15 protein-coding genes and 1 pseudogene are annotated in these 17,027 nt (G+C 72.7%); 8 read left to right on the plus strand and 8 right to left on the minus strand.

Going from position 1 to position 17,027, the window contains the following annotated elements; translation table 11 throughout:
• Positions 1-149: 149 nt before the first annotated feature.
• Together ABZ154_RS11700 and ABZ154_RS11705 are read right to left on the minus strand one after the other, a co-directional pair.
• Positions 150-1,607, minus strand: a complete 1,458-nt coding sequence (locus ABZ154_RS11700) for an aldehyde dehydrogenase family protein (RefSeq protein ID WP_356831392.1) — start codon at positions 1,605-1,607, stop codon at positions 150-152.
• Between the two features lie 58 nt (positions 1,608-1,665).
• A complete protein-coding gene (locus ABZ154_RS11705) occupies positions 1,666-2,547 on the minus strand; it encodes a helix-turn-helix transcriptional regulator (protein WP_356831394.1) in 882 nt (293 codons plus the stop codon).
• 348 nt (positions 2,548-2,895) lie between these two features.
• Between ABZ154_RS11705 and ABZ154_RS11710 the strand changes: the two genes are divergently transcribed.
• Complete coding sequence (locus tag ABZ154_RS11710) at positions 2,896-3,402, plus strand: ATP-binding protein (RefSeq protein ID WP_356831396.1); 507 nt, start codon at positions 2,896-2,898, stop codon at positions 3,400-3,402.
• A gap of 55 nt (positions 3,403-3,457) precedes the next feature.
• Here ABZ154_RS11710 and ABZ154_RS11715 read toward each other — a convergent pair whose 3' ends face one another.
• Positions 3,458-3,754 (minus strand): DUF397 domain-containing protein, encoded by a 297-nt coding sequence (locus ABZ154_RS11715; RefSeq protein WP_356831398.1) that lies wholly within the window; start codon positions 3,752-3,754, stop codon positions 3,458-3,460.
• Between the two features lie 251 nt (positions 3,755-4,005).
• On the opposite strand from ABZ154_RS11715, the gene ABZ154_RS11720 reads away from it, so the two are divergent.
• Positions 4,006-4,527: a hypothetical protein gene (locus ABZ154_RS11720; RefSeq protein WP_356831400.1), complete on the plus strand. Its 522-nt coding sequence runs from the start codon at positions 4,006-4,008 to the stop codon at positions 4,525-4,527.
• Between the two features lie 24 nt (positions 4,528-4,551).
• On the opposite strand, the gene ABZ154_RS11725 is transcribed toward ABZ154_RS11720, so the two are convergent.
• Together ABZ154_RS11725 and ABZ154_RS11730 are read right to left on the minus strand one after the other, a co-directional pair.
• Positions 4,552-6,678, minus strand: coding sequence for an FUSC family protein (locus ABZ154_RS11725; protein ID WP_356831402.1), 2,127 nt, complete (start codon positions 6,676-6,678; stop codon positions 4,552-4,554).
• A 36-nt stretch (positions 6,679-6,714) separates the two neighbouring features.
• Positions 6,715-7,923, minus strand: coding sequence for a DUF2786 domain-containing protein (locus tag ABZ154_RS11730; protein WP_356831404.1), 1,209 nt, complete (start codon positions 7,921-7,923; stop codon positions 6,715-6,717).
• 97 nt (positions 7,924-8,020) lie between these two features.
• Between ABZ154_RS11730 and ABZ154_RS11735 the strand changes: the two genes are divergently transcribed.
• On the plus strand, positions 8,021-9,688 hold the full coding sequence (locus tag ABZ154_RS11735) for a bifunctional 3'-5' exonuclease/DNA polymerase (protein ID WP_356831406.1): 1,668 nt from the start codon (positions 8,021-8,023) through the stop codon (positions 9,686-9,688).
• A gap of 90 nt (positions 9,689-9,778) precedes the next feature.
• On the opposite strand, the gene ABZ154_RS11740 is transcribed toward ABZ154_RS11735, so the two are convergent.
• Positions 9,779-10,633, minus strand: coding sequence for a carbohydrate-binding protein (locus ABZ154_RS11740; RefSeq protein ID WP_356831408.1), 855 nt, complete (start codon positions 10,631-10,633; stop codon positions 9,779-9,781).
• 149 nt (positions 10,634-10,782) lie between these two features.
• Positions 10,783-12,162, minus strand: a complete 1,380-nt coding sequence (locus ABZ154_RS11745; RefSeq protein ID WP_356831410.1) for a carbohydrate-binding protein — start codon at positions 12,160-12,162, stop codon at positions 10,783-10,785.
• A gap of 251 nt (positions 12,163-12,413) precedes the next feature.
• On the opposite strand from ABZ154_RS11745, the gene ABZ154_RS11750 reads away from it, so the two are divergent.
• Positions 12,414-13,109 carry a phosphotransferase gene (locus ABZ154_RS11750; protein ID WP_356831412.1) on the plus strand — a complete coding sequence of 232 codons (696 nt, stop codon included), beginning with the start codon at positions 12,414-12,416 and terminating at the stop codon, positions 13,107-13,109.
• Here the strand turns inward: ABZ154_RS11750 and ABZ154_RS11755 are convergent.
• Positions 13,110-13,541 (minus strand): annotated as a pseudogene (locus tag ABZ154_RS11755) (FtsX-like permease family protein); the annotation flags it as partial.
• An 11-nt stretch (positions 13,542-13,552) separates the two neighbouring features.
• On the opposite strand from ABZ154_RS11755, the gene ABZ154_RS11760 reads away from it, so the two are divergent.
• From ABZ154_RS11760 to ABZ154_RS11775, 4 genes are all read left to right on the plus strand, one after another.
• Complete coding sequence (locus ABZ154_RS11760) at positions 13,553-14,518, plus strand: sensor domain-containing protein (protein ID WP_356831414.1); 966 nt, start codon at positions 13,553-13,555, stop codon at positions 14,516-14,518.
• Positions 14,519-14,632: 114 nt separating this feature from the next.
• The gene (locus ABZ154_RS11765; protein WP_356831416.1) at positions 14,633-15,577 is read left to right on the plus strand and encodes an ABC transporter ATP-binding protein; all 945 of its coding nucleotides are present in this window, start codon (positions 14,633-14,635) and stop codon (positions 15,575-15,577) included.
• On the plus strand, positions 15,574-16,548 hold the full coding sequence (locus ABZ154_RS11770) for an ABC transporter permease subunit (RefSeq protein ID WP_356831418.1): 975 nt from the start codon (positions 15,574-15,576) through the stop codon (positions 16,546-16,548). The genes ABZ154_RS11765 and ABZ154_RS11770 overlap by 4 nt, the downstream gene beginning before the upstream one ends.
• Positions 16,549-16,594: 46 nt before the next feature.
• Positions 16,595-16,999, plus strand: a complete 405-nt coding sequence (locus tag ABZ154_RS11775) for a GntR family transcriptional regulator (protein ID WP_356831528.1) — start codon at positions 16,595-16,597, stop codon at positions 16,997-16,999.
• The last annotated feature ends 28 nt before the right edge of the window (positions 17,000-17,027 follow it).

Consider the following 17,027-nt stretch of genomic DNA (forward strand, 5'->3'; position numbering starts at 1 on the left):
TTTGACTAGGGTAGCCCGTACGGCTACGGCCGGCACCGCCGAACCTGCGGCGGCACTTCCAGGCGGCGCAGAGCGCCTCGCGAGCGCGCACCGTACGACGTTCCGCGGCCCCGGCAACCGAGCTGCCGCTGAGCTCTTGTGACGGCCGATCAGAACGGAAAGACCGAGCGTCCGTGCTGGATCGACATCCACTTCTGCGTCGTGAAGGCTTCCACGACCGCCTCGCCGTTCAGCCGCCCCACGCCGGACGTCTTCTCGCCGCCGAACGCCACCAGCGGGTCGTCCTGGACGGTGGAGTCGTTGACGTGGAACATACCGCTGACGACCCGCTGGGCGAACCGCACCCCGCGCTCCGCGTCGCCCGTGTGCACGGCGCCGCTGAGTCCGTAGGGGCTGTCGTTGACGATCGTCACGGCGTCGTCCTCGCCGTCGAACGTCATCAGCAGGGCCACCGGGCCGAGGATCTCCCGCGCGAGCAGCGGGGAGTCGTCGGGGAGGCCGGTCAGGACGGTCGGCTCCACGACGTTGCCTCGGGTCCGGCCCCGTACGAGCGCTGTCGCGCCGTCCGCGACCGCGCGGTCGACCAGGGCGGTCAGGGCGTCGGCCTGGAAGGCGTTGACGACCGGGCCGATCCGGGTCTCCGGGTCCCTCGGGTCGCCGGACTTCAGGGCGGCCACCTCGGCGGTGAAGCGCTCGGTGAACTCGGCGGCCACCGAACGGTCCACCAGGATGCGGTTGGCCGCCATGCTGACCTGGCCCTGATAGAGGAAGCGGCTGAAGACCGCCGCCCGGACCGCGTAGTCGATGTCGGCGTCCTCCAGCACCACCAGGGCGCTGTTGCCGCTGAGTTCGAGGATCGTCCGCTTGAAGAACCCGGCCGCCGTCGCGGCTATGTGGCGGCCGACCCGGTCGGAGCCGCTGAACGAGATCACCTTGGGCACGGGGTGCTCGATGAACGCGTCACCGATTTCGGCGCTGTCGGTGATCAGGACGTTGAGCAGCCCGGCCGGCAGTCCGGCGTCCTCGAATATCCTCGCGATCAGTCCGCCGCCCACGACAGGGGCGCTCTGGTGGGGCTTCACGACGACCGCGTTACCGAGTGCGAGCGCGGGCGCGACCGACTTCATCCCCACCAGGAAGGGGAAGTTGAAGGCGCTGATCACACCTACGACGCCGACGGGGAGCCGGTACAGGCGGTTCTCCCGGCCGTCGGAGACCGCGGGCAGCAGGCGGCCCGTGGGCCGCAGCGACTGGCGGACCGCCTCGCGCAGGACCTCCGTCGCGCCACGCACCTCGTACTCGGCGCGCAGCCGGGTGCCGCCCAGCTCGTCGGTGATCGCGTCGGCGATCTCCGCGGCGCGCTCCCCGGTGATGCGCAGGGCGCGCTCCAGAACGGCCCGCCGCTCGTACGGGTTGGTGGCGGCCCACTCCTGCTGCGCCCGCTCGGCCGCCCGGTAGGCCTGGTCGACCTCCAGTGCGGTCGCCACGGTGATGGCGGCGAGTTTCTCACCGTTGTAGGGATTGAAATCGATGATGTCCCAGGAGCCGCTCCCCGTGCGCCACTCGCCGTCGATGTACTGGTGGGCCAGTTCATGGAAGAAGGACATGCAATCCCTTACTGCAGGCGTTCGCAGACTCCTGATGTGACGTCATGATAACGACACATCACATGAGTTGGAGGAGTCCTCGCAGGAGATCCCGGCTCTCCTCAGGACCGGGACTGTCCTTGCACAGGCACCCCATGGCCTTTTCGTACTGCGCGACCTCCTCGGCCTTGTCCAGATAGAGCGCACTTGTCAGCTGCTCCAAATAGACAATGTCCGACAGATCGGATTCCGGGAATCGGAGCATCGTGAACGAGCCGCTCTCGCCCGCATGCCCTCCGTAACTGAAGGGCATCACCTGGAGCGTGATGTTCGGCTGCTCCGACATGTCGATCAGGTGCCGCAATTGGGCGCGCATCACCTCGCGTTCGCCGTACGGACGGCGCAGCGCGGCTTCGTCCAGGACGGCGTGGAAGGCCGGGGCCCGTTCGGAGACGAGTACCTTCTGGCGCTCCAGGCGCAGGGCGACCCGGCGTTCGATGTCGGTGGCCGACGCGCCGCGCATTCCGCGGGCGACGACGGCATGGGCATAGGCCTCGGTCTGCAACAGGCCGTGCACGAACTGGACTTCATAGATACGGATGAGGGATGCCGCTCCCTCCAGTCCCACATACGTCTGGAACCAGCCGGGCAGCGCATTGCCGTAACTGTGCCACCAGCCCGCCACATTGGCCTCGCGCGCCAGCCCGAGGAGCGCGTCGCGCTCCGCGGCATCCGCGACACCGTAGAGCGTGAGCAGATCCTCGACATCCCTGGCCTTGAAGCTCACCCGTCCCAACTCCATGCGGCTGATCTTCGATTCGGAGGCCCGGATGGAGTAGCCGGCCGCCTCACGGGTGATACCGCGCGACTCCCGCAGCCTTCTGAGCTGAGAGCCCAGCAGGATGCGCCGCACCACCGATCCACTCGACTCGCCTGCCGACACTGGTCCAGCCCTCCCCATCGCCTACCCGGCACTCGGGGCGCCCCCACAACCCTCGACCCCGGAGCCAGGATTCTGCCACCAAAACGCTTCAGCCCGTACTCATTCGATTACGGAAATGGGAAGACGTCCCGAAAGCTCCAAAACTGCCCGACGGAAGAAATACCCCGGAATCACCACGGTACCGGGCAGGTCCGGCGCGTGCACGTGCATCTGCCCTTGCATCTGCTCTGCGCATTGGGAAGCATGACCCCTGCGCACCTGCGTGCTCGTGTTGTGCCGCTGTACCCCCCGCAGTACCGCTTACAGGCAGTGCCGCTACAGCCGCGAATCCCGGGAGTGCCTCGTATGGGGACGAATGGATCGACGATGCTCGAGCCGTTACGGCAGGGGCTTCCCCCGACCGACCCCTCAGGGGTTGCCGGCTCGGCCTCCTGCGCCCTGCCCGCCCGCTACGAAGCGGTCGGCGGAGCACGGCAGTTCACCAGGTCCACCCTGGAACGGTGGGAGCTGGGCGACCGTTTCGACGATGTCGCCCTGGTGGTGTCCGAGCTCGTCACCAACGCCCTGCGCCACGCCCTGCCGAGCGACCCGCCCCGGGAGTTCCAGGACCCGCCGGTGCGGCTGCATCTGATGCGGTGGAGCTCACGGCTGGTCTGCGCGGTGCGCGATCCCAGCCGGGAGAGCCCGGTGGCGGGCGAGGCGGCGGACTCCGCCGAGTCGGGCCGCGGTCTGTTCCTGGTGGAGTGCGTCAGTGACAGCTGGGGCTGGCACCCCTCCCCCGCGCCGGCCGGTGAGCCGCCGTCAGCTCGGGTGTACGGCAAGGTGGTCTGGGCGCTGTTCCGGCTCTCGGACTGCGCGAAGAACGGACAGTGAGGGGCCGCCACGTCGGCCCCCTGCCAGGAATCACCCGGCCACCTGGCCGCCGGAGTCAGCCTCCGGCCGCCAGGTGGCCTTCGGTCGTCGGGGGACCTCCGGCCGCCCGGTGACCTCCGGCCGCCAGGTGGTCGAACTCGCCGTCCTTGACGCCGAGCAGCAGTGCCTCGATCTCGGCCGGCGTATAGACGAGCGCGGGTCCGTCGGGATGGCGCGAGTTCCGCATCGCCACATCCCCGCCGGGCAGTTTCGCGAACTCCACGCAGGATCCCTGGGAGTTGCTGTGTCTGCTCTTCTGCCAGACGACTCCGCGAAGCTCTGTGGCCGCCATGCCGTTGTACACGTGGTGCACAGGACGCTCCCCGAGTTGCAAAGTGCAAGTGTCAACTAGATCGGATCATAGCTCTGTTCATATGCTGATGCATGAGCAGATGCACGTGCACGCCGGGTGTTGCTTTGATTACAGGCATTCCTTCCTGGAGCAACCCCTGGAGGAGAGACGAACGGCACGCCTATTTCGCTCCCTCTTAACGGAGTTGACGGTACGGACCTTGGTAACGTGACGCGGTCTTTCGACCGAAGAACAGCAAGGGGGAACTCCACGTGACCAGGTTCGTACGCACCGGAGGTGTCGTGGTCGCCGCTCTGGCCGCCTCACTGGCGCTGACCGCATGCGGCAGTGACGACGACGCGGGCAAGGGTTCCGGCCCCGACGCCGGGTCGGGCGCGACGCCCGGCGACGGCCAGGGGCCGGGGGGCGCCGGTGCGGACGCCGCGTCGCTGGAGGGCACCTGGGTGGGGCTGACGGACGGCAGGAGCGTCACCGTCTCCGTCACCGCGGGCAAGGTCGCCCTCGTCGCCGACCGGGCCGTCTGCCAGGGCGATGTGAAGGACATGGGCGAGGTGATGCTCGCGCTGAAGTGCACCGACGGGTCCACCGGCCGCACGATGGGCGCGATCGAGTCCAACGACGGGCGGAAGCTGGTCGTCTCCTGGGACGGCGGGATCAAGGACACCCTCTCCAAGGCCGAGCCGGGCACGGTGCCGGATCTGCCGTCGCTTCCTTCCGACCTGCCGTCCCTGCCCGAGCTGCCGGAGCTTCCCGAGGTGCCGCCGGCTTCCTGAGGCCCGGGCGTCTCAGCCCTTCTCTCAGCTCTCCGCGAGCGTGCTGCTCACCCGGGTGGAGCCGCCACGCTCGTCCAGGGCGCGGGTGAACTCCTCCAGCGCCTCCAGGAGCAGCGCAGCGCCCCGGCGCACCACCGGGTCGCCGACCGGCGTCGTACCGTCCTCGGCCGGCGTCGGCATGTCCCAGTGGGCCACCGCGTCCACCACCGGCTGCCAGTCGGGCAGCCGCCGCTCCCGTACCGCCTTGGCGCCCTTCTCCGTGGCCCGGCGCAACGCCTCGGCCAGCTGGGCGGCGCCCGGCACCGGGTCCGCCGACCGGGCCGGAAGGTGGGCCTCCAGCACCATCGCGGACCGGCCGAGCTGGGCCAGGGCGTGCTGGGCGTCGGTGGCGGCGGCGCGGGAGATGCCCCGGTGGCGTACGGGTTCGTGCTGGGCGGTCGCCAGCGCCTCCTGCCAGGCGACCCTGGCCTCCCGGGTCGCGATCAGGGCGTCCCGCACCTCCTCCAGGTCACGGTGGGCCGGGTCCGCGTACCGGTCGACCACCGTCGCCGCGTACCGCCCGTCCGCCACCAGCCACTCGGCCAGCCGGTTGCGCAGCCGCGGGGTCTCCCAGGCCGGGTAGAGCGCGTACGAGATCATCGCGAGGAGCCCGCCGACCAGCGTGAGCACGATGCGTTCGGTGACGGTCTGGGACCAGTCGTCGCCCGCCATGCCGAGCAGGAAGACCACGTAGGCGGAGACGCAGACCTGGCCGACGGCGTACCCGGTCCGCATCAGCAGGTACATCAGCCCGGCGCAGACCACCGCCAGGAGCGCGGAGAGCCGGGCGTCGGGGTGGGCGGTCTGGACGATGGCGGTGGCGAGCCCGATGCCGACCAGGGTGCCGCAGAAGCGGGCGACGGAGCGGCCGTACGTCTGCGAGAACTCCGGGCGCATCACCATGACGGCGGTCATCGGCGCCCAGTAGCCGTGCCCGAGCGGCAGGGCGGCGCCCACGAAGTACCCCACCACGGCGACCACCGCGACCCGGATCGCGTGGCGCAGGATCGGGGAGCCCGGGTGCAGCTCCCGGCGCATCGCCTTCAGCACGACCGGCACCAGTCGCAGCAGGGTCGGGCGGTGCCGGGTGTCCGGGGCGAGGTTCTCGGGCAGCCCGCTGTCGGTGCCGGTGCCCTCCGCGATCTCCAGGACGTCGTCCAGCAGGGCGGCGAGCCGGTCGGCGGCGCGAAGGGCGGGGCCGACGAGGATCACGTCGTTGTCGGGGGTCTTGAGGACGCCCAGGTCGGTGGCGGAGAGGTGGACGGGCTCCCCGTACCGCACGGCCCGCGCGGCGGCGTCGAGCACGGACCCGGCGGCGCCGAGCAGTTCGTTCACCCAGGCCCGCTCCAGGCCGTCGGCGGGCACGCCCATCGCCGGATCCGCCAGCGAGGCGAGGACGGGGCGCAGCCGCTCCGCGATGCCCCGGGCGCCGTGGAGCTCGGCGGGGCGGCGGCGGGCCTGGCGCGGGGTGACGGCGGCGGCGCTGCGGGCGGTCATCAGGGGCAGCGGGTCGAAGGGGGCGACCGGGTCGTGGCGCAGCCTGCGGGCGTAGTCGGCCTCGGCCGCCAGCGCGTCGGCGAGCGCGTCCCGCTGGGCACCCCATCTCCGGACCGGGAACAGGACGATCAGGGCCGCCTGGACCACCCCGCCGACCAGGATCATCCCGGCGTGGGCGGCGGCGTCCGCGACGGAGCTGGGCAGGGTGATCGTCACGAGCATGATCGCCACGTTGGACGAGGCGATGATGCCGCCCGTCGGGCCCGCCGCCCAGGCCAGACCGGCGAGGAACGTCCAGCCGCCGAGCAGGCAGAGGAACAGCACGGGGTGCGAGGCGGTGACATAGCCGAGGAACGTCGACAGGGCGAGGCTGGCGCCGGAGACGAGGGCGAGCACGGGGCGCGGACGCCAGCTGCGCTGGAAGGTGGCGATGGCGGCCTGGAAAGCGCCGAACGCCGAGCTCGCCGCGATCTCGGGTCCGAAGAGGACGAGGCTCGTACCGACGACGAGGGCGAGCCCGGCCGCGCCGCGGAAGGCGATGAGCGGTTCGAGTCTCTTCCGCTCGATCTCCAGCCCCGAGCGGGCGGTCTCCTTCAGCGCCCGGAGCCAGCTCATGGGCCGAGCCTAGCCCCCCACAGGGACAAGCCGGGCTTACGCCATGATTTCGCCGTCACGTGAACCGTCGCGGGAGTCTTTTCGGGAGCTTCCCATGCGGGCCCGGTCGGCGGCCTCGGTGCCGTGGTTCCAGCCGTCCAGGTCGGTGGCGCCGCGGACCCGGGTGGTGGTGGTCCGGGGGAACATCCGCTCGGCGGCCTCGGTGACGGCGACGTCCCGGGCGGCGAGGACGGGGAGCAGGCCGCGCGGGCCGGCGCCCGTGCCGGCGTCGGTCCCGGTGTCGGCCGCGGTCGCCGTGGCCCGTTCGGCGGTTTCGGTCAGCCGGGAGCCCAGCCGCTGCGCGTACGCCATCAGGAACGACTGCCGGAAGGTTTTGGTCCGCTTACGGCCCGAGGCCCGCTGCCCGGCCTCCGCCCGCGTCATCGCGGCCGTGCCCTGGACGAGCAGCGAGGTGAAGAGCAGCTCGACGGCGTCCAGGTCCGGCTCGAAGCCGACGACCGTGCTGAAGCCGAGGTCGCCGTTCCACACGGCCTGGCAGCGGTTGGCGGAGGCGACGGCGTCGAGCAGGATCGCCTTCGCGCTCTCGTACGGCGGCTCCACCCCGATCCGGCAGGCTCCGGGGGTCTCGGTGCTCTGCGTCCGGGCGGCGATCAGGGCCTCGTCGACACTGTGCCGGGCCATCAGCTCCTGTGCCTTGCTGGTCAGCGCCTCGGCCTCCTCCGGGAAGCCGGTCGCCTCCGCCTTCGCCAGCAGCGCCCGGATCCGGGTGAGCATGCGGGGCTCGTCGGGGGCGGGCGGCCGGTGGAGGTGGTCGGCGGCGGTGCCGGGCGCCGGGCCGACCGGCTCGATCGCCGGGAGCCGCAGCAGCAGCCGGTACAGCTCAAGAAGGTCGGAGGCGTAACCGAAGCGGTCCGGCTTGTTGCGCGGGGCGGCGCCGGGCCCGGGCAGTTCGGCGAGCTGGGCGCGCCAGCGGGGCGGCAGCTCCGTGTACCGGGCGGTCTCGGCGGCGATCAGCGCGGCCGCCAGCACCGCCCGCCGCTCGTCGAGCTCCAGCCGGACGAACCGGACGAGGTCGGCGGGGTGCCAGCCCCTCCCCCAGGCCCGGGTCACGAACTCCTCGCCGCGCCGGTGCAGCGCGTCGTCCGCGTCGGGGGCGGCGGCGAGCAGGGAGGCCCCGGTGTCCAGGGCCGCGTCGCCCTCCGCGTACAGCGCCGCCGCGCATGCCTGGTCGATCACCGGTTCCATCCGACCAGGGTAGGCGGGCCACCGCGGTGCCTGCCCGGGCGCGGGCGGCGGGCCCCGGTTCCGGGGTGGTGTCAGTGGGGGGTGTCAGACTCGCACCATGACCGGACGGTGGGCGGTGGCGGCGGCCGACGGGGGCGGGGCGCTGCTCACGCCGCTCACGGGGGACGGCACACCCGCCGGACCGGTCCTGGCCGAGCCCGATCTCGTCGAGGCCGTCCGCTCCCGGCCCGAGGTGGCCCGCTGGGTGTGGCGGTCCACCGCCGAGCTCTACCCCCGGCTGCTCGCCGCCGGGGTCCGCGTCGAGCGGTGCTACGACATCGAGTGCGCCGAGCTCCTGCTGCTCGGGCACGCGGGGCGGCTCGGTGAGCCCCGGTCCGCGGCCGCCGCGCTGGCCCGGCTGGAGAACGCGCCCGTGCCCCCGGACCCGCCCGCCCGCTCCGCCGAGCCGGGCGCCCAGTCCTCCCTGTTCGAGCCGCCCTCCGGCCCCGGGGTCCCCTTCGAGGGGCTGCTGCGCGTCTACGCGGACCAGATACGCCGCCACGACTCGGCCGAGCACCCGGACCGGATGCGGCTGCTGACCGCCTCGGAGTCGGCGGGCATGCTCGTCGCGGCCGAGATGCACCGGTCGGGGCTGCCCTGGCGGGCCGATGTGCACCGGGAGGTGCTGCACGGGCTGCTGGGCGGGCGGTACGCGGGCGGGGGCGAGCCCCGCAGGCTCGCCGAGCTGGCGGACGAGGTGTCGGCGGCCTTCGGCAGGAGGGTCCGCCCCGACCTGCCCGCCGACGTGGTGAAGGCGTTCGCGCAGGCCGGGATCGCCCTGAAGTCGACCCGGCGGTGGGAGCTCGCGGAGCTGGACCACCCGGCGGTCGAGCCACTGATCGCGTACAAGAAGCTGTACCGGATCTGGACCGCGCACGGCTGGAGCTGGCTCCAGGACTGGGTGCGCGAGGGCCGTTTCCGCCCGGAGTACCAGCCGGGCGGCACGGTCAGCGGCCGCTGGACGACCAACGGCGGCGGGGCCCTCCAGATCCCCAAGGTCATCCGGCAGGCCGTCGTCGCCGACGAGGGCTGGCGCCTGGTCGTCGCGGACGCCGACCAGATGGAGCCGCGGGTGCTGGCCGCGATCTCCCGCGACCGGGGCCTGATGGAGGTGGCCGGTCATGACGGCGACCTCTACAAGGCCCTCTCCGACCGGGCGTTCCACGGCGACCGCGAGCACGCCAAGCTGGCGCTGCTCGGCGCGGTCTACGGCCAGACGTCCGGCGACGGGCTGAAGAACCTGGCCGCCCTGCGCCGCCGATTCCCGCGCGCCGTCGCCTATGTCGACGACGCGGCGCGGGCGGGCGAGGAGGGGCGCACGGTGCGGACCTGGCTGGGCCGCACCAGCCCGCCGGTCGCACTGGCGGGCCAGGACGAGGAGGCGGGCATCCCCCAGGAGGGCGGCGAGGCCGTCTCCGACGGCGGCCTGGCCCGGGCCCGGGGCCGCTTCACCCGGAACTTCGTGGTCCAGGGCAGTGCCGCCGACTGGGCGCTGCTCCTCCTGGCCGGGCTGCGCCGCACCCTCCACGAACAGGGGCTCCGCGCCGAGCTGGTCTTCTTCCAGCACGACGAGGTGATCGTGCACTGCCCGGCCGGGGAGACCGACGCCGTGACCGAGGCCATCCGGGCGGCCGGTGAGCTGGCCGGTCGGATCGCCTTCGGGGAGACCCCGGTGCGGTTCCCGTTCACCACAGCGGTCGTGGAGCGGTACTCCGAGGCGAAGTGAACAGTGGAGACCAAGCGGAAGCGCCCCGTTCACGCGCCGGACGGCGTGAACGGGGCGCGGGGCGGTGGTGCGCCCGCGCTGCTGCTGCGTCTACCCGCGTTCCCACAGCGCGGGGACGTTCGGCGGCTCCCAGCCCGTCATGGACCGGTGTGCCTGCCGGCAGCGGTAGGCGACCCCGCCGTAGGTGACGCGGTCTCCCGCGCGGTAGTTGGTACCGGGTGTCCAGGTGCCACCCGGCGGATCGGTGGGCGGATCGCTCGGACCGGGCGTCTGGGCGACGTCCAGCACGAAGTCGAAGGTGCCCTGGCGCCCGTTGCCGACGCTGCGGACGTTCATCAGCAGCTCCGGGTCGAACAGGGCGTCGGTGTTGTTGCGCGGCTCCCCCGGGAAGTAGAGCTGCGTGGTGAGGATGCGGCCGCCGGGCGCCTGCGCCTTCACATGGATGTGGCGGGTACGCCCCGGGTAGAGGCCCGGCACGATCGTGGTGAGGCTGAACGCCCCGTCGGCGCCGCTGAACTGATGCCCCCGGAAGGCGTACTGGGCCATGTCGTACGACCCGTTGGTGTCGGCCTGCCAGAAGTCGAGCAGCGCCCCGGGTATGGGCCGGCAGGCCCGGCCGAAGACATAGCCGCTCACGGTGAGCGGTACGCCCGGGGTGCTCGGCGTCACCAGGCTGGTGCGTCGCGGGGAGTTGGGCTTGAAGTACGGGCCCTCCATCTGCGGCGGTGTCGTGTCGTCGCCGTCGTCGCACTGCGGGGTGGGGGCCAGGAGAGCGCCCTCGCCCGACGACGCGGCGTCCCGGGCGAGTGCGACGCCTCCTCCGGCGAGCAGAGGAGCCGCGCTCACGACGATCGCGGCCTTCAGGAGACCTTTGCGGCTGATGCGCCGCGGATCGGCGGACGCCCCGTCAGGCAGATCCGCTTCATGGGGGGTTGTGTTGTCCATTTGTGGGGTCATGACAGATTCCTCGGAGTCCTCGGTGCGGGGAGGCGGAGAGGTTCAGGAGGTTCTTCGGGCCGTTCGGTGACGCCGGTGGCCGGTGGGACGTGGCCCGCGGGACAGAGCCCGCGGGCCACGGACGGTCGGGGCGGCGGTCAGACGCGCTGCCAGAGGGCCGGGACGGCCGCCGGGGTCCAGCCGGCCTGGGCCGTGTGTCCCTGGAGGCAGCGGTAGGTCGCTCCGCCGTACGTCACGGTGGCGCCGACGGCGTAGGTCGTGCCCGCTGCCCAGGTGCCGCCCGGCTGGTCGGTGGGCGGCGGGGTGGTGGGCGGGGTGGTCGGGTTGCCGCCGCCGCTGGTGACGAGGGTCAGCCCGTACGCCTGCAGGGCGGGGAGGAGCGGCTGGAAGTACGTCGTACCGCCGGTACGGCAGTTGCCGGAGCCGCCGGAGGTGACGCCCTGCGCCTGGCTGCCGGAGATGTACGAGCCGCCGGAGTCGCCCGGTTCGGCGCAGACGCTGGTGCGGGTCACGCCGGAGATGGTGCCCTCCGGGTAGGTGACGCTGGTGTTGAGCTGCTGGACCGTGCCGCAGTGCCAGCCGGTGGTGGAACCGGAGCGGCAGACCGAGGCGCCGACGACGGACGGGGTGGAGCCGCTGACGGTCACGTCGCCGCGGCCGTAGCCGTTGACCAGGGGCTTCGGTACCCAGTTGGCGTTGGTGGCCACCCAGGCGTAGTCACGGCCGGGGAAGGTCGAGCCCTGGAAGGTGCCCTGGGCCTGCTGGTTGACGCCGTTGGTGGTGGTGCCGGCCCGGCCGCAGTGGCCGGCGGTGACGAAGCCGTTCTGGGTGCCGCCGCGCGTCACGGAGAAGCCGACGGAACAGCGGCCGCCACCACCCATGTAGTAGGCGTCCCCGCCACGGATGTCCGCGAGGGCGCGGGGCTGCTCGGTGGAGCGGGCGACGGTGACCAGCTTGTCGCCGGCCCCGGCGGCCTTGACGAACGCCTCGGCTGCCGAGGTGCTCGCGGCGTTCACGACGACCCGGTTGGCCTCGACGTCGACGTACCAGACGGGCACGTTCTTCGGGGCCTTGCTCAGCGCCGCTTTGTCGAGGGCGTCCTTGACCGCTTCGAGGCGGTCCAGGCTGTGGCCGACGATCTCGGCCCTGGCGCCCGCCTTCGTGATGAGGGCGGCCTCGGAGGCGTCGGTCGTGGAGACGGTGAGGTCCGCCTTGTTCCCGCTGACCCGGGCCCCGGCGAAGCTGGTGCCGAGGGACTTCTCCAGGCCCGCGGCGACGGCGGCGGCGCGGTACTCGGCCGCTATCCGGGACTTGGCCGCGTCCGCGTCGAGCCCGAGGTCGCGTTCCATGGCGGCCAGCAGGCCGGGCGAGAGACTGTCGGCGGAGACGGCGGGGGTGGTGGCCGTCGGCGGGCCGGCGGATGCCACTCCGGTCAGTCCCGCGAGGGCGAGCGCACCCACGGCCACCGTGGCGGTTGCGGTGGCGAGCACACGTCTGCGGAGCTTGGTGTTCTCCACGTAACTCTCCTTGTTCCAGGGGGGTGTCCCGGCCCGGCGGGGGGTTGGTCCGGACCAGGGAATTGCCGACACCGTAGCCGCGCGCGGACCGGGCACAGGAGATCCCGTTCACCCCCTCCTCCCGCGTTATGGGGGGCCTGGGGGAACGGGCGCACCACGTCATGGAGCCTGAGCGAGCCCTCCCCGCGCGGAGGCGCTCGAAGCCGCCGGGCCTCTCCCCTTCGCCGGTACGCCCGGGTAGGTTCGGCCCCATGCACACAGGGCAACTCCTGGGCTCGGGACGCACCGCCGACGTGTACGAACTCGACGGCTCCTGGGTCCTTCGCCGCTACCGCGACCGCTCCGACACCACGGAGGAGCTGGCCCTGATGTCGTACGTCCGCGCCTTCGGGTACCCGGTGCCGCGCATCGGCCCGCCCGCCGACGGGGCCCGCCCCACGGATCTGGTGCTCCAGCGTCTGACCGGCCCGACCATGTCCGAGGCCCTGCTGGCGGGGGCCCTGAGCACCGCCGAGGGGGGCGCGCTGCTGGCCCGGCTGCTGCGCGAACTGCATGCGATCCCGCCCCGCGTCTCGGCCGATCCGCACGACTGCGTCCTCCACCTCGACCTGCACCCGGAGAACGTGATGCTGACGGACGGGGGCCCGGTGGTGATCGACTGGTCCACCGCAGGCGAGGGCCCGCCCGGCCTGGACCGGGCGATGTCGGCGCTGACCCTGGCCCGGGCGGCGCTCGACCCGGGGTTCCCGGCGCCGGAGGCCGCGGCCCGTGCGCTGCTGGCGGCGCTCCTCGCGGAGCTGGCCGACGACGGCGGCACCGACGCCGCCGACCTGGCCCGCGCCCGGGCCCGCCAGGGGGAGAGCCCGTTCCTGACGGCGCCTGAACGCTGCCGCCTGGACGCGGCGGTGGCGATGGTGCTGGGCTGCGCGCCCTCTCCGCAGGGATAACTACTCGCGCATCCCCGCCAGTTCGACCGGCCGGGTGCGCAGGGCGAGCGCGGCGGGCACGACGGCGGACACGGCCGCCACGACGGCCGCGACCGCGACGACGGCTCCGGTCGTCCCCCACGGCACGACGGCCCCCGACCGGACACCCAGCAACTGCAGCGCGCCCCACACGCCCGCCAGGTTCACGGCGGCGACCCCCGCTCCGGTCACCGCCCCGACGGTCACCACGACCACGGCCTCCACCCCGACGAGCCGCAGCACCTGCGGCCCGGTGGCCCCGGCGAGGCGGAGCACGGCGAGGTCGCGGACCCGGTCGGAGGTGGCCGTCACCAGCGTGCTGGCCAGGGCGATCCCCGTGCAGAGGAGGGCCATGGAGAGGATCAGCCACAGCCCGGCACGGGTGCCGCCGCTCGGCCCGGGGGCGGCAGCGGCGACGTGACTACGTGCTCAGCGGCCGGCCATGGCGCGCCGCGCTCTATCTGCTGACCAGCGTGCCGCTGGGCGCCGCCACCCTGCTCACGCTGGTGCTGCTGGCCGTCGCGGACAGCGCGCTCGCGGTGGTCCTGGTCGGCCTGCCGCTGCTGCTCGTCCTGGTCCTGTCCGGCATACCGCTGGCCTCGCTGGAGCGGCGCAGGCTGCGGCTGGTCGACGGCGCGCCGCTCGCGAACCCGCACCGCGAACCGCCCGGCACGGGGCCCGCCGCATGGCTGCGCACCCGCATCCAGGAGCATTGCCCCTGGCGGGAGTTGGGGTACGCGCTCCTTTTCGCTACGGCCCTGTGCCCGCTGGAGGCCCTGACCGTCGGGGCGATGCTCCTGGTCTGCGGCGGCCTGATGGCCACCCCGGCCGTGATGGCGGCGGGCGGTGACGGGGAGGCGAAGGTCCTCCAGCTCCGGATCTCCGACTCCTACCCGGAGGCGTTCGCCGTGCTGGCGGCCGGCGTGGTGCTGCTGCCGGTGCTGGCGTACCCGCTGGGCGCGCTGGCCGCCGGGCGCGCCGTGCTGACCCGGCGGCTCCTCTCCGCACCTGAGTCCGGGGCCGATTCCCGCCTCCAGGAGCTGGACCGGTCCCGGATGCGGCTGGTCGACGCCTTCGAGGCGGAGCGGCGGAGGATCGAGCGGGACCTGCACGTCGGGGCGCAGCAGTGGCTGGTAGCGCTCTCCATGACGCTGGGCCTGGCCCGGCTGGAAGGTCCCGCCGACCCGCTGGCCCGGCTGACGGCCCGCGAGCAGGAGGTGCTGGCCCTGATGGCGGAGGGCCGGTCCAACGCGGCCGTCGCCGCAGCCCTCTCGGTGGGTGAGGGCACGGTCAGCAAGCACTTCGGCTCGATCCTCACCAAGCTCGGCCTCTCCGTCTCCGACGACACGAACCGCCGGGTGCTGGCGGTCCTGACGTACCTGCGCGGCTGACACCGCCCCTTTCCCCGCCCGCTCCACCTGTGCGTGCGCCGGCGCGCGCTTGACAGGCATTCCCTCAGGACACCATGATTCCATTAATTGACTAATGGAATCGAGGCGAGGCGCGTGGCAGACACGAGTACCCCGAGCGGGGCTTCGGGCAGCTGGGCCCTGGAAGCCCGCGGCCTGAGCAAGCGCTATCTCCGCGGCTGGGCGCTGCGCGACTGCTCCTTCCGCATCCCTGCCGGACGTATCTGCGGACTGGTCGGACCGAACGGCGCCGGAAAGAGCACCCTGCTGGGCCTGGCGACACGTCAGGTGCAGCCGACCACGGGCGAGTTGCGGATCTTCGGCATCCCCGTGGACGACCCCGCGGTGATGCCGAGGTTCGCCTTCCTCGGCCAGGACAAGCCGCTGTTCAAGCGGTTCACCGTGGCCGACACCCTGCGGATGGGCGCCGAGCTCAACCCCGGCTGGGACGCGGCGGCGGCGGAGCGGATCGTGCGCTCCGGCAACGTGCCGACGCACGCGCGGATCGGCACGCTCTCCGGCGGCCAGCGCACCCGCGTCGCGTTCGCGCTCGCCTTCGGCAAGCGCCCCGACCTGCTGCTCCTCGACGAGCCGATGTCGGATCTCGACCCGCTGGCCCGCGACGAGATGAGCACGCTGCTGATGGCGGAGGCCGTCGAGCGCGGGACCACGGTGGTGATGTCCTCCCACATGCTGACCGAGCTGGAGGACATGTGCGACTACCTCCTGGTCGTCGCGGAGGGCCGGATCCGGATGGCCGGGGACGCCGACGCGCTCGTACCGGCCCACACCCTGGTGACGGGCGTGACCCGGGACGGCTCCCTGCCGTCCGGACTCGACCGGCACACCGTGGTCGAAAGCCGCGTGCAGGGACGGCAGTTCCAGGCGATGATCCGGCCGAAGGGCCCGCTGCCCACCGACTGGGAGAGTGCCGAGCCCTCGCTGGAAGAGGTCCTGCTCGCCCATCTCCGCTCACCGGACGCACCCTCGCTCTACACCCAGGGCGCCCGCGTCGACGCCGAAGGGACCCAGGCCGCATGAGCACCCCCACCCTGACCGAGACCCCCACCGGGCTCCGGCCCCGGCGCCGTCTGCTGCGCGGGCTGCCCTGGCTCGTGGTGCGCCAGCACCGGACCGCGCTGGCCGCTGTCCTCGGGCTCGCCGTGCTCGGCACTCTCTGGATCGTGTACCAGCGGCACGAGATGGTCCAGCTCCTCGACGCGCGCGGCTGGCCGGAGGAGGAGGTCCGGTACGCGGTCGACGACAGCCGGGGCTACGGCTACATCTCCTCCCTCCTTTCGGGCCTCCCGCTGATCCTCGCCGTCTTCGTCGGCGCCCCGCTCATCGCGGGCGACCGGGAGAACGGCACCGCCCAGCTGGTCACCACCCAGTCCGTGACCCGCCGCCAGTGGCTCGTCGCCAAGCTGGGCCTCGCCTACACCCTCGCCCTGGTCTGCGGTCTGCTGCTCTCGGCCGCGTTCACCTGGTGGTGGGAGCCGCACCGCTCCTTCTTCCTCAGCGATTGGGTCGATGGCCGGATCTTCGACAACACGGGGCCGGTCCTGCCCGCGCTGCTCCTCTTCGCGACCGCCGCCGGCATCACCCTCGGCGTCCTGGTGCGCCGTGTGCTGCCCGCCATGGTGGTCACGTTCGTCTTCACCATCGTCTCCGCCTACGTCTGGGACGAGGTACGGATCCGTCTCGGCTCCATCAAGATGTACACGTACCCGATGGGCACCGACCTCCCGGCCCGCTTCGACGAGGCGTACGAGGTCGACCGCTGGGTCGGCAACGCGCGGGGGGAGCTCTTCGGCTGGGGCACCTGCGCCGAGGCCACCGAGAAGGCGCAGAACGCGTGCATCAAGGAGCACGGGATCATCAACGACGTCATCGAGTACCTCGACTACGACCAGATGGCAGCGATGCAGTGGACCGCGGCAGGCATCCTGCTCGCCGGGACGGCGCTCCTCACGGGGTTCGTCCTGTGGCGGGTCTCGCGCCGCCCGCTGTAGGGGCCGTGCGCGTCCCCTACGTAAAGTGTCGGCAATCGAGCGGAAGGTGAAGTCCGTGGTCGTGTTCCGCATCGACCGGCGCAGCGGGGTGGCGACGTACCTCCAGATCGTCCGCCAGGTCGAACAGGCGCTGCGCATGGGAGCCCTGGAGGAGGGCGACCGGCTGCCCACCGCCGCCCAGGTCGCCGCCACGACCAAGGTCAACCCGAACACCACGCTCAAGGCCTACCGCGAGCTGGAGCGGGCGGGCCTGGCCGAGGTGCGCCAGGGCGCGGGCACGTTCATCACCCGCTCCCTCGCCCAGCCCCAGTCCGGCCCCGGCTCGCCGCTCCGCGCGGCCCTGGCCGAGTGGATGGACCAGGCCCGGGCGGACGGGCTCACGGGCCAGGACGTCACGGCCCTGTTCCGCTCGGCGTTCGAGACCGCGTACCCGGGCGAGGCGCCGGGCTGACGGACGCCGCCGTGGCCGCGCGGCCGGG

The sequence above is a fragment of the Streptomyces sp. NPDC006261 genome (assembly GCF_040613515.1).
In the GTDB taxonomy this organism is placed as follows: Bacteria; Actinomycetota; Actinomycetes; order Streptomycetales; family Streptomycetaceae; genus Streptomyces.